Here is a 520-nt window from a genome sequence, read left to right as displayed (position 1 = left end):
CTCAATACCATCATTGCGATCGCAGCAGCGCTGACCGTAGGTTTAATTTTCCAACCGGGTGCTGGTGCAAACTTAGCGGGTACGGTTTCTGAAACCGTCAAGCTGACGACAACTGAAACACCAGATATTTTCTCGCTCGTGGTAAACATTGTACCAAGCAATCCAGTACAAGCTTTTGCTAACGGCGACATGCTACAAATTATCTTTATGGCTATTTTGACAGGTCTAGCCATTCAAGCTCTGGATTCTCGTGGTGGCCCTGCTATCCGCACGTTTAAGATGGCCAATGAGATCATGATGAAGCTGGTTGGTTTGGTCATGAGTCTAGCACCTTACGGTGTGTTTGCTCTGATGATTCAACTAGGTGCAACCTTAAATGCTAATACATTGATGTCTGTTGCAGGTTACGTTGCGCTTGTCGTGGCTATGCTTGTGTTCTGGATTTTCATCTTCTATCCAATGGCAGTTGGCATTACGACTGGAACTTCTCCAAAGGCGTTTCTCCGTGCAACTCGTGAAC

At 46.2% G+C, this 520-nt stretch carries 1 protein-coding gene; it reads left to right on the top strand.

All coding sequences use genetic code 11. The features are described 5' to 3' along the window. Positions 1-520: dicarboxylate/amino acid:cation symporter (locus R7093_RS28015; protein WP_318147383.1), on the top strand; the 520-nt coding region annotated here is incomplete at both ends.

This window comes from Vibrio sp. 1580 (assembly GCF_033340055.1).
The sequence above is the reverse complement of the archived record's forward strand: the minus strand, read 5'-3'. Positions and strand labels throughout refer to the sequence as shown.